At 47.3% G+C, this 13,032-nt stretch carries 20 protein-coding genes; 17 read left to right on the top strand and 3 right to left on the bottom strand.

The genetic code is table 11. The annotated features are described in order from the left end of the window. The first annotated feature begins 37 nt into the window (after window positions 1–37). Window positions 38–1,723, top strand: coding sequence for a hypothetical protein (locus tag ON05_RS33025; RefSeq protein ID WP_010480635.1), 1,686 nt, complete (start codon window positions 38–40; stop codon window positions 1,721–1,723). Continuing rightward, window positions 1,713–2,342 (top strand): pentapeptide repeat-containing protein, encoded by a 630-nt coding sequence (locus tag ON05_RS33020; RefSeq protein WP_262562564.1) that lies wholly within the window; start codon window positions 1,713–1,715, stop codon window positions 2,340–2,342. The genes ON05_RS33025 and ON05_RS33020 overlap by 11 nt, the downstream gene beginning before the upstream one ends. A 611-nt stretch (window positions 2,343–2,953) precedes the next feature. Here ON05_RS33020 and ON05_RS33015 read toward each other — a convergent pair. Next, window positions 2,954–3,778 carry an RNA polymerase sigma factor RpoD/SigA gene (locus ON05_RS33015; RefSeq protein WP_010480355.1) on the bottom strand — a complete coding sequence of 275 codons (825 nt, stop codon included), beginning with the start codon at window positions 3,776–3,778 and terminating at the stop codon, window positions 2,954–2,956. A 173-nt stretch (window positions 3,779–3,951) separates the two neighbouring features. Between ON05_RS33015 and ON05_RS33010 the strand changes: the two genes are divergently transcribed. Next, window positions 3,952–4,290, top strand: coding sequence for a hypothetical protein (locus tag ON05_RS33010; RefSeq protein WP_010480353.1), 339 nt, complete (start codon window positions 3,952–3,954; stop codon window positions 4,288–4,290). Window positions 4,291–4,518: 228 nt separating this feature from the next. Here the strand turns inward: ON05_RS33010 and ON05_RS33005 are convergent, their stop codons facing one another. Together ON05_RS33005 and ON05_RS33000 are read right to left on the bottom strand one after the other, a co-directional pair. Continuing rightward, window positions 4,519–5,037, bottom strand: coding sequence for a nuclease-related domain-containing protein (locus tag ON05_RS33005; RefSeq protein WP_236619150.1), 519 nt, complete (start codon window positions 5,035–5,037; stop codon window positions 4,519–4,521). Window positions 5,038–5,211: 174 nt separating this feature from the next. Next, window positions 5,212–5,409: a hypothetical protein gene (locus ON05_RS33000; RefSeq protein WP_139026144.1), complete on the bottom strand. Its 198-nt coding sequence runs from the start codon at window positions 5,407–5,409 to the stop codon at window positions 5,212–5,214. Between the two features lie 314 nt (window positions 5,410–5,723). On the opposite strand from ON05_RS33000, the gene ON05_RS32995 reads away from it, so the two are divergent. The 14 genes from ON05_RS32995 (at window position 5,724) to ON05_RS32930 (ending at window position 13,019) form a co-directional block, all read left to right on the top strand. Further along, window positions 5,724–6,017: a hypothetical protein gene (locus ON05_RS32995; protein WP_010480349.1), complete on the top strand. Its 294-nt coding sequence runs from the start codon at window positions 5,724–5,726 to the stop codon at window positions 6,015–6,017. A 62-nt stretch (window positions 6,018–6,079) separates the two neighbouring features. Beyond that, window positions 6,080–7,168: a class I SAM-dependent methyltransferase gene (locus tag ON05_RS32990; RefSeq protein ID WP_010480348.1), complete on the top strand. Its 1,089-nt coding sequence runs from the start codon at window positions 6,080–6,082 to the stop codon at window positions 7,166–7,168. Between the two features lie 69 nt (window positions 7,169–7,237). Beyond that, on the top strand, window positions 7,238–8,644 hold the full coding sequence (locus tag ON05_RS32985) for a DUF3560 domain-containing protein (protein WP_010480347.1): 1,407 nt from the start codon (window positions 7,238–7,240) through the stop codon (window positions 8,642–8,644). A gap of 97 nt (window positions 8,645–8,741) precedes the next feature. Further along, window positions 8,742–8,969 (top strand): hypothetical protein, encoded by a 228-nt coding sequence (locus ON05_RS32980; RefSeq protein ID WP_010480346.1) that lies wholly within the window; start codon window positions 8,742–8,744, stop codon window positions 8,967–8,969. Between the two features lie 314 nt (window positions 8,970–9,283). Further along, window positions 9,284–9,463, top strand: a complete 180-nt coding sequence (locus tag ON05_RS32975; protein WP_010480345.1) for a hypothetical protein — start codon at window positions 9,284–9,286, stop codon at window positions 9,461–9,463. 100 nt (window positions 9,464–9,563) lie between these two features. Next, window positions 9,564–9,686: a hypothetical protein gene (locus ON05_RS32970; protein ID WP_255345118.1), complete on the top strand. Its 123-nt coding sequence runs from the start codon at window positions 9,564–9,566 to the stop codon at window positions 9,684–9,686. Between the two features lie 85 nt (window positions 9,687–9,771). Continuing rightward, window positions 9,772–10,002 carry a hypothetical protein gene (locus ON05_RS32965; protein ID WP_010480343.1) on the top strand — a complete coding sequence of 77 codons (231 nt, stop codon included), beginning with the start codon at window positions 9,772–9,774 and terminating at the stop codon, window positions 10,000–10,002. Between the two features lie 85 nt (window positions 10,003–10,087). After that, window positions 10,088–10,303 carry a hypothetical protein gene (locus ON05_RS32960; RefSeq protein WP_010480341.1) on the top strand — a complete coding sequence of 72 codons (216 nt, stop codon included), beginning with the start codon at window positions 10,088–10,090 and terminating at the stop codon, window positions 10,301–10,303. Window positions 10,304–10,703: 400 nt separating this feature from the next. Beyond that, complete coding sequence (locus ON05_RS32955; protein WP_175307291.1) at window positions 10,704–10,859, top strand: hypothetical protein; 156 nt, start codon at window positions 10,704–10,706, stop codon at window positions 10,857–10,859. Between the two features lie 72 nt (window positions 10,860–10,931). Next, entirely contained in the window at window positions 10,932–11,090 is a 159-nt protein-coding gene (locus tag ON05_RS32950) for a hypothetical protein (RefSeq protein WP_175307290.1), read from the top strand. 120 nt (window positions 11,091–11,210) lie between these two features. Then, entirely contained in the window at window positions 11,211–11,450 is a 240-nt protein-coding gene (locus ON05_RS32945; protein WP_010480337.1) for a hypothetical protein, read from the top strand. Further along, window positions 11,447–11,893 carry a hypothetical protein gene (locus ON05_RS32940; RefSeq protein WP_010480336.1) on the top strand — a complete coding sequence of 149 codons (447 nt, stop codon included), beginning with the start codon at window positions 11,447–11,449 and terminating at the stop codon, window positions 11,891–11,893. Before ON05_RS32945 ends, ON05_RS32940 begins: the two co-directional genes overlap by 4 nt. Further along, window positions 11,890–12,207 carry a hypothetical protein gene (locus ON05_RS32935; RefSeq protein ID WP_010480334.1) on the top strand — a complete coding sequence of 106 codons (318 nt, stop codon included), beginning with the start codon at window positions 11,890–11,892 and terminating at the stop codon, window positions 12,205–12,207. Before ON05_RS32940 ends, ON05_RS32935 begins: the two co-directional genes overlap by 4 nt. A gap of 428 nt (window positions 12,208–12,635) precedes the next feature. Then, entirely contained in the window at window positions 12,636–13,019 is a 384-nt protein-coding gene (locus ON05_RS32930; RefSeq protein ID WP_010480331.1) for a DUF4326 domain-containing protein, read from the top strand. Window positions 13,020–13,032: the final 13 nt, after the last annotated feature.

Genomic DNA, 13,032 nt, shown 5'->3' with positions numbered 1-13,032 from the left:
TCCACTTCATACCTATTAATCAATGGAGGAAATAGCGATGCAAACCGCAGTTACTCCCGTGGGTAACCCCGTTTACTGGATTACCTTTGGCCCTCGCATTAATAAGCCAACAGAAACAAACATTACATTCCCCGGCACTAAGCTTGATTTAGTTGAATCCATTTTGCATATCCTTTCAATCCACTGGGACGCATGGGAATACGGACGTAATGCAATTCAAGACTTCCCAAACCTAGAAGAAGCCATATTTTCAGAGCATGTTTGCTACCTATTGCAGAAGTATTATGGTGCAACACATCAGCCAAATGTGGACCCAGAAGCAGAACTAGACGAGATAGATCTGTACGATGTTTGGAATTGGAAGCATCTGTTTTTCTCAGATGAAGAGACCCACACCGACCTTGCAGATTGCCTGTTAAACCCTGAATTAATGGCAGGTATTAACCACCGACGGTATAAGCCAGGTTTGGCCCTTGAGGTTCATGCCATGACGCTTCAAGGATTTGAGGATTACGAAAGATACATCGACAACCCAAAAGCATCCTTGGCTGCAAATCCAAGTAGTGGAGGTGCTGATATTCACAATATTTATGAGCAAGCTATCGAGTTTTTTGAGGCTGGCACTGATGAGCCTGAGAGCTTCTGCATTACCCAGCGAGTATTTGGCCGACCATTTGAGGGCATCCCGACGATAGACATAGAGCAGCTGGGAAATCGTATCACGATTAATCAACTCATCGGTGGTAATGACTGGAAACGGGTCTATGCATCCCATCGCCATTCCGATAGAGGCTGGGTTTTCGACCCAGTAATAAACTTCAATCTGAATAGCTTGAATAGAGTCCTCAATATCCTTGGCGGAAAGGTAAATCTAGCCACGGGTGCTGACATACCTTTGATTGAGGAAGTGGCTACAGAAAAAGTGATTAAGGTGCCTCCCAATCCAAGTATTTTCTGGATAACGCATGAGGCCAGTTATCTGAAAAGCAAGATGACTTGCGTTCGACATCCAACCAGAACCCATACCCAAGCAAAGCTGGATGCCTACTACCTCATTTCTGAGGGATATAGCACGACTTATGACTACCACCAGCAAGGCCGATATGATGAAATCTCGGATTGTGAACCAATGCCAGAATCCGTCTGTCACCTACTGATCAAGTTCTTTGGCTATGAGATTTGCGAGTATGACGATTCAGCAATAGAAATTGACCTACTGTGTATATGGCAAGGCCCTCAAGATCCTAATATCAGGCCATCTGATAAAAATTGGTTCAAGTGGCTCAACTTATCGCGTTTCCGTTGGGGAGTCTATTCTGAATTGCTGGCAATCATGGAAGGTCGCCTCAATGTCGATAGACTACCCCAGTACCCTTGGAATTCTCAGCACAGATCAATTACGGGATGGGACTGTGGTGAGTACATCATCGAAGTGCCGTTTTGCTCATTCAATAGCGAGACAGAGGCAGAGGAGTTTGGGGAGTCCTGTTATGCGCTTCAAACTGATGAAGAACACCCTAGCCTGTTTCAGCTCTTCTATGGAGACGGAGAGCAGGCTTGCATTCGCAAAAGTGATGTGATCGTGGTCTTCCCGTCCAATGAGCGACTCTCTTGGGATGACGCAGACTTGAGAATTCAAGAAGACGTTTCGCGTTTACAGATCAGCGGTCCCCTTTACTGCCAGGGTCGGGAATTCAAAGGAGGTCCGCACCATGCAAACTAATCACACCAGCACCAGCACCCACCAGCTCCCACAGATAGACAAGGTACTGCTCCCCCACGAGGCCGCAGCGTTCCTGGGGCTGACCGAAGACAGCCTGATGAATGCAACCCTGCAAGGTAATTGCCCTGGTGCCTGCATCGATGGTCACTGGCGATTCAGCCAGCGAGGGCTAAGTAAGTACCTATTACAGCAGAAAAATCACGGGACGGGGATGCCGTGGCTAGATGAACATTACGGTCCTTATTGGCTGGATGACACTGTTGAAAGTAAGGCTAAGAAAATCATTGAGCGGTATCAGGCCGGGGAGCGATATTTCCCTTTGCTAGAAATTGAGGGTGGCAACTTCTCAGGGCTGGATCTGACGGGTATCGACTTTTGGGAGTCGAATCTGAAGGGGTCCAGCTTCAAGGGAGTAAATCTCAAGAATGCCATCTTTGTGGGCTGCAATTTGGAATCCACCAGCTTTGCAGGAGCAGATCTAACGGATGCGGATTTCAGGTCTGCCTCTGTTAGGGGCAGTGATCTCAGGGGGGCAACACTCAATCGCACGATATTTAGAGTTAGGAGCTGGAGAGGGGTGAACTTGGATGGGGCGCAAATCAGCCTTGCGAAGTTCTGAGGTGCTACCAGAATTCTGGTTACTGAAGGATTAAAACCCCATGAACAAGCCTAGCGATTCATCCTCAGATCCCTAATCTGTGTCTATCTACGAGAGTTGACAATGATGGAACTTAAGAAGAGTTTTTGGAAATCTTTCAATAAGCCCATAGTTTGGGTTTCGTTGTTTGCAATCTCAATGCTTTATGTAGTCACCTCTTCTAGGCATCATGACTAGCATGAATACCATTAATCGCAAAAAAATGGCTTATTCCTCCGAAAGAAAGCAATTTCCGTGATTTTGATCACGGAGAAATGATGCTGTATTGATACAGTTGACGTGGTGGCATTTGTGTAAGAGGGCTTTGAGGTTTATCCAAAGAACGAAGCATAAACTCGGATGGTGCTGCTAAGAACTGAAAGATTTGCTGTTAATCCTGATTGGTCAAAAGTTAGAGAATGTGATTTGAACCATGCCCAAGAATTGGTGTACAAGATCCAGGCTCAGTGCTACCTTTCTCGTGTTTACAAGAGTGATGAGTATTACGGCTGGATCAATGAGTTAGTAAGGATGCTAGATAGATAGTTTTCTCTAAACTTATCAATCTCAAGTGTCAGCTCTTTTTTGTGCCTCTAGGCAGTTTTGGCCTTTGTCGCTTGGTCACTGCTTTTCTGCAATTTCCTCATCGCTTTTTCGTGAATCTGCCTGATTCGCTCCCGGCTGAGGCCAAGCTGTTGACCAATGTCTTTCATTGTTCGGGGTTCACCATTTTCTAGACCATACCGCTGGATAACCACATAGCGTTGTCGTTCGTCCAGCAGTGATAAATAGCTCGATACCTCTTCGCTCTGGTTTAGCACTTCAAGATAGGTTGATGTCGAATGATCTGCTTCAATCAGCTCCCCCAATGTTGTGTCTTTTTCCTTCCCCACCCGCATGTCGAGAGAGAGAACATCTTGAAGATGGTGCATGTTTTGCTTCAGCTTTTCGATGTCAATCTCCATTGCTTGTGCAATTTCAGCAAGCGTAGGCTCACGACCGAATTCTTGAGAGAGCTGTCGTCGAGTCTGTTTGATTTGATTCCCCGTCTGCCAGTGCCATACCGGGAGGCGAATCACACGACTATTATTCTGTATCGAGCGGGTAATTCCCTGCCGAATCCACCAATAGGCATAGGTACTGAAGCGATACCCTTGCTCTGGCTCGAACTTCTCAACGGCTCTACTCAGCCCGATGCTGCCCTCCTGGATCAAATCCATGAATGGCAAGCCCCGATTCTGATGCTTTTTAGCAATGGAGACGACCAGGCGCAGATTGCACTCGATCATCCGTTGTTTGGCCCGAAGGTTTCCAGCTTTGGCTTGTCTGGCAAGTTGGATTTCTTCTTCGTGAGATAGAAGGGGGTAGCGTCCGATTTCTTTGAGATAAGCGCCAGTGCTGTCTGTATGAGTGGTCATAAACCAATCCTGCAAACATCGTTGATAGAGGAATACCCCGAAATGCCTGGTATGGGAAGGGTCCTGTGTTATTTCTTAAGAAACTGCGAGGAAGTAATTCAGTGATGCCTGCGATTTTGTTGTGAACATTCGGCTTACACTAAGCACTGAAGCTGGAGAAATTGGAGCGGCTCATGCCTCAAATGACTGATGAAGAGTGGCAGAATCTGTATGAGAACTTTGAGACGACAAATCTCCTCGCAGCCGTGGATCTACTCGATGAGGCTAGAGGCATTCTGGGAGATGGTCCTGGTTGGGAACCCCCTGAGATGAGAACCAACTTACTCAACCTTCATCAGTTGGCAATGGATGTCGTTAACCAAGGCGACACAACTCGTGCTCAAGAAATGTTTGATCTAGCGACTGATCTAGACATGGAGGTATTTGGCCTCATTGAAGCCCTAGAGGGTATTCAGCGAGTCTTAACCACTTTGACGGCTTTGTACCCAGAAAGCCTAAGCTACGAGGACTAGCCCAGAACATTCCCAATACCAGGCTGGTGATCTTATCTTCAGTGCAACCCTGCGATCGCACAAACAATACCACCACTCCTCACACCTCCACCACCCGAACAACCACCAGAAGAACAGTGGGCCTGCTGAACTGCCAGAGGCGAACCCCAAAGCTTCCTAGGACAGGTCCTAGGGGCGGGCTGGGGGTTGTTGGGTTGAGTGATACGGGTTGCGATCGCAATGTTTTAGTTAGCTCAAACTTTGGTGGACACTCATACTTTGTAGAATGCTGGCAATTGAATGAACATCGGTCAGCAATACACCCTGCACCTGGGTATTCAAGATTGACTTTTCAACCTGGCTTCCAACAAAACATAAAACTGGTTTTACCCAAGTAGCTGCCCTACTTTTTTGGAGTTGTCCTGCTTGTCCTTTTACAGCCTTGAGGATGCTTTTGCCTTTTGGGAAAGGGTAAATTGTTCTGCCGTATTGCTTGGATAATTCATGTCCTTTGAGAACGATGGTGCCCTTGCCTGATTTAGTGTCAATACAGAAGTATTTCCCTGATGGCGAGATGGCGAGGTGATCGACATTTCCCCATCTTGGTACAGGAATATCATGCTCGATAGTCCAGGCATAAGCTCGAAGCTGGTTCAAGGTTGCTCCAACCATCTCCTCTGCTCTGGCTCCTTGGGCTGCTTGATCAGCTCGTTTCCAGAAACGATTACCACCTAATATGCTTACCCCGCTGATGGTGATTGAGATCATCCAAGCCTGTGAGTCAGACTTGAGCAGTGATCGAAGGATTGAATCTCCTTGAATAATCATGAACAGAGCTAACCCGAAAGATAAGAAAGCTTTGAGCCTTCTTTGTCGGGCCATTCTCCTAGTTGATTGTCCTGGTTTAGCCATTCTCTTAATGAGGCGAGTGTTGAGTTCTGGTTATATCTCGCCAGACTTTTCAGCCTGTTCAATTTCATTTCTGACAAGAGCTAGCAGAAGATTGCTAACAGATCGGCATCGTCTGTCCGCTAAAATCTCAAGTTTTTGTTTCATTTCCTCGTCATCAAGATAAGCCACAACACGAGGACGCTTGGTTTCTGCCATAGATGGCTTATAAACAAGTTTTACCTTTGCCATTATTGTCTTCCTTTTTAGCATGAAATTAGCAACAGCATAAACACAACTTGGGGTAAATGTGTTGACAAGCTGTGCATAGCTTGTGTACAATAATAGCATACTAAAAGGAAAGGCAAGCGCCCCGAAAGGCTTCCACCGAAATAGTCCAGAGACATGATCTTCTAGGCAAAGCACAAGGTCTTCCAGACTGGGTAAAGAAGCTAGAAGAAGCAATCAAAGGATAGAGACAAAACTTTCATTGAAAAAGAGCCGCTGCTTTTCCTGGCAGATCTTCAGCGGCTCTCTCTGTAAACCATTTACCAAAGGAAATACAGATGATTACTACATTAACGCAACTTGAGAAACAGGTTGACGAACAGATTACCGATCCTCTCTATCCTGAAGTGACCCTAGTCTGCGGTCAGGTCGAGCATTGGCCTGGAGTCCGTGACGGTGGTGAACTTGAGGAAATCTACTTCATTGTCAAGAACAGAGTCGGTTCATTAGGTGATCGGCTCAGAACCTGGGTGCTGTCCGAGTACGGTCCTAGCTCCAGACTTGCCGACTGGCAAACGGTGCCGACATCTCGCCAGCTCCGAGCTGAGGATGAAGCAGACGAACCGTTCTAGACCATCCGGGGCACCTCTGCCCCCTCCCGTTTTCATCCCCACTCGCCACGAAGGGAATTATCATGACCATCATTTTTTCTTCAAAACGCCTCAAGTCTATACATAGAGAGGCGCTGGAATCTGCTCAAGTTTCCAGTAATGGCAATAGCTATCGAGTTGATCTTTCAGTCCAGATGTCCACAAAGGATTATGCAGCATTCAAGCCCCTGATCCATAGTCTGGGTATTTTCTGGAATGGCTCTTATCACGAGAGCTTCAAAGACCCATCTGACCAGATTCAATTGCTCTTAGAGCAAGGGAGATATCCCAAGACTAACCCTTACAGCCTGTTTGAAACGCCACAGGCAGCAATTGATGATTTGCTCCTTATTGCAGACTTCCCCGAAGCGTCAGACTTTCCATTCACCATTCTGGAACCTGAAGCGGGCAAAGGTGCGATCGCAAGAGAGCTACGGGAACGATACCCAAACGCAACCATTGATTGCTACGAGATTGATCCTATCAATCAGGAGATTCTGAAGGGCCAGGGATTTGATGTCGTGGGCGAGGATTTTTTAAGCGTCAACTTAACACAACGCTATGACCTGATTGCGATGAATCCCCCGTTTGAGGGCTTCAATTGGGTTCAACATGTTCTCAAGGCTCATGCAGCATTGAAGCACAATGGCACCCTTGCGGCGATTGTGCCCGAGTCGATTGCCTGCAATTGCAACAATAGCAGTGCGATGAATTTGCAAAGGTTACTTGGCAAGTGCGGCTATGTCGAGAACAATCCCACTCGTTTTGAGGGAACAAAGGTATCTACCCTGCTTCTGCAACTGCGTGATTGGTCCCTGAGCGATGAACAGCAATTCTTTCAGCCTTATGAGGGGTTCGCTTCTGTGGCGCTTTATCATTTGATGCAATCCCTTAGCTCTGATGGCAATCTGCACGCTCAACTGCAATACACCAAGACTATTGGCCCTGCGAAAACCCGGATCATGGAATGCATTTATCAGTTCATGGAAGAGAGCAATACTTTCTTGTACTGGGACGACCAGATCCTTGAGCAAGCCGCGAGGTTGATGCTTGGCGTCAGAGTGGACATAACCAGCATCCCCCAGTTTTCAGGGTTACCGCTGTTTGAGTCTCAAACGTCCTCTGTTGCCTAATTCTTTGGCCTAAGCGGTGCCATCAAACCGCCCACTCGCCACATCCCATCAATCATAGGAATTGCCATCATGAATAATCCCGAAGTCGTTCAAGACGTTCTAGAGCAACGTCGCCAGCACGTTGAAGACAAGAAAGAGCGGAAGATTGAACGCTACGAGGAACTAGCTGAAAAGCACCAGAAAGAGTCCCAACAGCGTTATGAGACTGCCTCAAAGATGGCCTCAGCCATCCCCCTTGGACAGCCGATCCTCGTGGGTCACCATTCTGAGAAGGGAGATCGGGCTTACCGCAAGCGCGTCAATCAAAACTATGACAAAGCTGCGGAACACGCTGATACTGCCCAGCGTTACCAGGATAAGCTTGAGGGCATCCAGAATAATACTGCAATTTCTTCGGACGATCCTGACGCGATCGCAAAATTGAAACACAAACTTGAAGGGCTGCAACAACTCCAAGATGAGATGAAGCGGATTAACAAAATCATCCGCTCAACCAAAAAGCTTGAAGGAGAGGCACGAGTCAAGGCCGTAGCGGAGAAGGCTAATATCAGCAAGTCTAGAGCGCAAGAATTATTGACCCCAGATTTTTGTGGCCGAATTGGATACCCCAATTATTCCTTAACCAACAATAACGCCACGATCCGCAATACAAAACAACGGATTGAACAGTTAAAGGCTGACCTCGAACGCATAGCAGAGCAAGGAGAATCAGCAGAAACCCGCCATGATGATCTGGGCGTCACCGTCATTGAAAATAATGTTGTGAACCGGATTCAGCTCGACTTTGATCGGCGTCTGACCAAGCCTGCTTACAGAATCGTCAAAGGTCAATCCTTCAACCGGACGAGAGAGGGAATTTTTCAGCGTAGATTGAACAGTGCTGGTCGCTATGCAGTGGATCAAGTCCTCAAAGCTTTACGAGAACTGGATTCAGTTCTAGAGCCTGTCCCGGTCGCCCCTCCAGTGTCCAAGCCTGAGCCAGATCCCACCTTGCCAAAATCTTGTGGTTATTGCGGCCACAAACACCCCCACGATACCGAGCTAGTCTTTTGCGATCACTGCATCGGCTCACCTTATCTCTCCCCTGATAGTTATCACCTCTTGCGGCTGATGCCTGATGATCAGCGCAGATCCAAACGTGCAAAGTTGACCGAGGATGAGCAACAGTTCTTGGTTCCCGTAATTGTCGATGCCCAAACCAAGGCCAACGCTGCACGTCAGCAACAGCAAGCGGAGAAAAAGCGGGTTGATATCAAAAAGGAGTATGACAAGGCCATAACGAAAGCACAAACGGAATTCGACGGGTTTACCTGGCTCCTAGACCACGGCGTTAATACTGAAAACTGCATCTTTTACTCGCACACACTGGTGTTTAGCTTTGGTTGGCAGTCACCGATTTCTGTGGAGGTAATAGAGCAACTAGAACAAGCGTTGGGTGGTTTCCCGTTCTCAGTTGAGTACAAAACACATCGATAGCAGTTCTCCAGCCCTGGCTTATATGCTGGGGCTGGAAGCTTGGATCAGGAAAACACTACACTGTACGAATAGTGTCTTGAGTAGAGGAGATTGAGCCTTGGCAAGCAGCGAAGCCGAGAAACGGGCAAGCAAAAAATATGCTCAAACTGAGAAGGGCAAAGAAGTCTTGCGTAAAGGAGTGCAGAAATATCAATCTACTGAGAAAGGCCAACAGAAAGTCAAGGAAGCTCAGGAGCGTTTTGAGCAAACAGAGGCTCGCAAGGCATATAAACGAGAGTGGATGAAAAAGTATTACCAGCGAAAAAAGGCTGAAAAACAGAGTTAAGCGATACAACAGAGAATCTTATTTAAATCCCGGTCAATGATCGGGATTTTTTATATAAAAACGCCTAAAAATGCTTGACTTCTCTGGCCTAATTTTGTACTATACAATCATAGATAAACAACAAAAGACCGGGCGACAGCGACCTTCCCCCAACTGCTAGCAAACACCTGTAGCTGGTGCCGCGACCGTAAGGCGATGCCGACTAAGGCTAAAAACTAGAGACAAATTCAAAAACTTTCATTGAAAGAGCCGCTGTCCTTCCTGGCAGAACTTCAGCGGCTCTCACTTGTACACCTACTAAGAGGTATGAGCCAATGTTAAACGATTTAATGAGTCAAGCTTGGCAACCCAGAACTGACGCTGAATTAAGTCAGCCTTGGACTACTCCTAAGAAATGGCTCTCAGTCCCGACCCAGGATGGCTACCAGCATCAGCCTTTTGATTCTGGAGACTCCCGTCATTTCGTCCCTGATACCCACCCAGAAGATACCTAGAGTTAGTTCCAGGTCAAGCAAGGGGCATCCTGCCCCTGCTTTGTTTCAGGAATAATCAGAGAACGTGATTATGGAAAGTCTTATAGAGAGAGCATTACAGATGCTCAATAAACTCATTGACGGAGGCTGCGAATATCCCGAAGCTGAGTTCAAGGTTGTTTGGGAGTTGGACCTGAGTCCTTCTCAGGTTGACCAACTGCAACAGCTATATGACGAGCAATAGGCCCACATTCCTCTGCATCCTGGCTTCCGGGCTGGGGTGCTTTTCTTCTTCGATTGATACAATGACAGTAACCAAGGAGCTTGCAATGACAGCATCTACCCCTGAAAGTAATAATCCGATCGAACAGGCTTTAACAACGATGTCGAGCCAGATTCAGGAGCTAACAACAAAGGTCGAAGCTCTTGATAAAGACGTTCGATCCGCCAACGAACGAACAGATACCTATTGGGAAGCCTCTAAACTGCTCATTAACTTGGCCTTTGGCTTGATTGCAACGGCTGTGATTGCCATCATCGTTCCCGCCGTGTTGAGCTAGCCCCATCCCTTCACCCAATACTTGCAAAGCACCCTGGCCCTTTCTGCTAGGGTGCTTTGCTATGTCCTTTCATTGAGCTGGACCCATGCCTCCAAAGATAACCTATGCCTATGTCTGGGTCGATGACCAAATCAGGGTTGATGCTGCTGTGGAGTGCGGGAAACGCTTTGAAGGTATCGCTTGGGTCCTTGACCCGAATTCTCAAAATCCCAGTCTCAGGCTTGATAATCCCCTTGGCATCAGAGCAGTCCAAACCATCCTGGATCGTACCAGGGTAGGGTTTGCAGCTCCCAAAGCTTGATGCCAGCTTCTCGTCCTTTTCCCTGATTGGTTGAGAACTTGATTAATATGTACCCAGATTTACAACTTGATTAGGTCTAGAAATGTAGTCTAATACCTAACAAATAAGTAGCATTATCTAGTATTTAAGCTTCAATACTTCATTTTTGAGTTTCTTCTCTCACCGATTGGGTTTGTCACTCGATCTTCGGTTACTCCCTAAAACCCCGGCATCTCCTGTCCGGGGTTTTCCCTATTTAAATCATTGGAAGGATACATCCAAACCTTGCAACCCAATTAACAGCCCCCTCCCCCCCCCAAACTTTTCTCTTTCTTTTCTTATCCTTGCTTTTTCCCTCACACTAATCAGCCCCCTGGTTCACTGCCGGGGGGCTTCCTTCTGAATCACCGGAGGCAATCCCATGAAAATTCACGCTGCCAAAATCGAAGTCTGGAATGGCCGCTCCTTCCAGTTGATTGATTTCCAGCAAGCCCAAACCCAGGAATGCCTTGGGTCGGTCATCAGGGAGTATGTTGCTGCGATGGGGTTGCGGCTAGTGTATTGGAGCAGGGTTTAAAGCAGAGACTATGCGATCTCAGCCATGTACTCCTGAATCGATTAGCACTAAATTCTTCATGGGGACTCAACCATGCAACAAGACATCAAAAAAGACATAGCGTTTTTGAAGGAATTGCAAACCCATGCAATTCAAGGGTTTAACGGTGATTGGTCTAGCCGTAACCACGTTCTGAGTATGATTGAGCATTGGATTCATGAGCTAGAAGGGTTACGAGAAAAAGCACAATAGTTATCCTTTATTCCACCAAGCGCTTCCCAATCCCCTCGTATCACACCTATTAATTTATTTCACACCTATTAATTCCCCTGGCTGATTCGCTGGGGGTTTCGCCTATCTGGAGAAAATCCTATGACCACTACTACCCTACCGACTTTGCCTCCTGTACCAGCTCCCCATCCAGAGAATGCCTGGTGTCAATTATCGATTGATCAAGCAATTGCATTTGCCAGGGCTGGACAACTGGACCCGGCAATCTTGATCTGGGGGTTCTCTCCCCAAGTGTTATCGGTGATTCCTCCTGATCTGCTGGCTGCTGCCAATGAGAGTTTGCCAGGACTGATGGACGTATTAGAAGGAGCAGAACAATGACACAAATACTAACTGCTAAGGTCAAATTTCCCGCTAAAGAATGGGATACCCAGCATGGTCCAAGACTTAATGCAAAAATCACACTCCCTGATGGAGAAGATATAAAGATTTGGGGTAATCCCGATGATGCAGCGCTCAAAGCTCTCCGCAAAGGCCAACCTGTTCAGGTCGCTAAGGATGCCAAAGGGAAGTACAGCCTGGTCGAGCAAGCCCCGGCTCCGGGTCAGTCCCCGGTGGTCGAGACACCACCCCTGGATACTGGGGAGTTGGAAGGAGAAGTGAAAAGTGCGATCGCAAGTTACATCACGAGTCGGGCTGATCTTTATGCGTTCTGTTTCAAACAGGCATCCAGAGCGCTAGGGGAGTCTGGAGTTAGTGAAGAAACGCTCAAATGTGCGGCTAGCACCTTGTTCATCTCTGCTCAGAAAAAGTTTGGAATATGAACCTGACCATCGACTGGCAAGCACTGAAAACTCTAACGGAGTATTGCCGGGAAGATATCAAGGGCTTCTGTGAGGATGAGGGTTTTCCGGTTTACCCCGGTCGCCTTCATCCTTACCAAGCTCTGTTTCTCCGCAATTTGTTGTTGTGCAACTGGTCGGTGCGCGAGGGGTATTTTGAGTATTTCTGGCAGGCTCAGCAAGCCTTCGAGTTGTTCTGGGCAGAGCTACCGGATGAAGTCAGTGATTGCCAGTTGGCGAAATCTTGGATGGCCTGGTGCGAGGGGAGCTTGAGACAAAAAAGACAGCTTCAGTAACGAGAAGCTGTCGAGATCTATTTCGTTGATGGTTTTGAAGTAGTTATCCGTACTCACAACTATGAGGATGCCCCAATTGAGGTGAAGGATGACAAAGCGGTATGGAAAAGGGCGACCTGGAGTATATTAGATCGCCCTCAAATGATTGCTGTTCATACAATCTGAATGAAATTTAACACAGTCTCAGATTCTATATTGTGGGTTTTGACAAACTAGTCTAGCCGAATGAGTAAAAGGGCAATCCATAGTCAGGAAAATTGCCCCGACTAAAGCATAAAATGCTTCTGTTTCATGCCTATAAATCTATCACGTTCACCAAGACAATCCTTACTATCTATACATTTCTGCATTTTCATGACTGCTGTATTTATGAAGAATTAGGGCAATTTAAGTAGTCTTGATTCCCACTTTATTTTGGGAGAATCATTATGACAATCACCGTCATTAATCTTCGCCATAATCGCAATGTCAAGGGCTACCGCTGCGACCGTGCCAGCGTCCTTGGTAATCCCTTTCATATGTTCCATGAATCTGAGCGAATGGCAGTGGTCGCAGCGTTCCGTGAATACCTCCATGAAGTCGCCAACCTGGGAGCCAATCCCGTTGATGTGGTCCCAGGTCTGGCTGACAAATACAACGTCACTGTGTCTGGCATGTGGAAGCGCCCCAATCGTACTCAAGTGATGGCAGAGCTAGCCAAGCTGGAGGCCATGCCAGAAGTGAAGTTGCTCTGCTGGTGTGCTCCCCTGGCCTGCCACGGCGATGTCATTAAATCCTACCTGGAGTGGAAGCACAAGGACGCTGGCATCTAGGGCTGTAGTGAAT

The sequence above is a fragment of the Acaryochloris sp. CCMEE 5410 genome, from assembly GCF_000238775.2.
Taxonomy (GTDB): domain Bacteria; phylum Cyanobacteriota; class Cyanobacteriia; order Thermosynechococcales; family Thermosynechococcaceae; genus Acaryochloris.
The sequence above is the reverse complement of the archived record's forward strand: the minus strand, read 5'-3'. Positions and strand labels throughout refer to the sequence as shown.